Genomic DNA, 417 nt, shown 5'->3' with positions numbered 1-417 from the left:
AAAACCAACGAGGGCTTGGGGTTCAAGCAACAATTAACGGCAAGAAAGTGCAAGTTGGCTCGCTTAAGTACCTCACCCAATTAGGTATCAATACAGAGGTTGGCGCGGATTTCATCGAGCTTTGCCGCTCGCAAGCGTGGACGCCTATTTTCATTGCGATTGACCAAAAACTGGAAGGCATATTGGGCATTTCAGACGCGTTAAAAATAGATAGCAAACAGGCGATAGCTCAACTAAAATCCGCCGGAATTCACACTGTGCTATTAACGGGCGACAACGACTCTGTAGCTCAAGCGATAGGTAAAAACGTCGGTATCGACGAAGTGATTTCAGAAGTGCTTCCAGAGCAGAAAGCTCAACACATTGTTCAGCTGCAACAGCAATATAAGAGTGTTGCCATGGTCGGAGACGGTATTA

General features: G+C 46.3%; 1 protein-coding gene. It reads left to right on the top strand.

Annotation, left to right across the window (positions count from 1 at the left end; genetic code table 11):
• The coding region (locus AB4512_RS10150) for an HAD-IC family P-type ATPase (protein WP_372174862.1) at nucleotides 1-417 on the top strand (417 nt) is incomplete at both ends.

The organism is Vibrio sp. 10N.222.52.B7 (genome assembly GCF_041474275.1).
GTDB classification, from domain to species: Bacteria; Pseudomonadota; Gammaproteobacteria; order Enterobacterales; family Vibrionaceae; genus Vibrio; species Vibrio crassostreae_C.
This window is presented reverse-complemented; position numbering and strand designations above follow the sequence as displayed.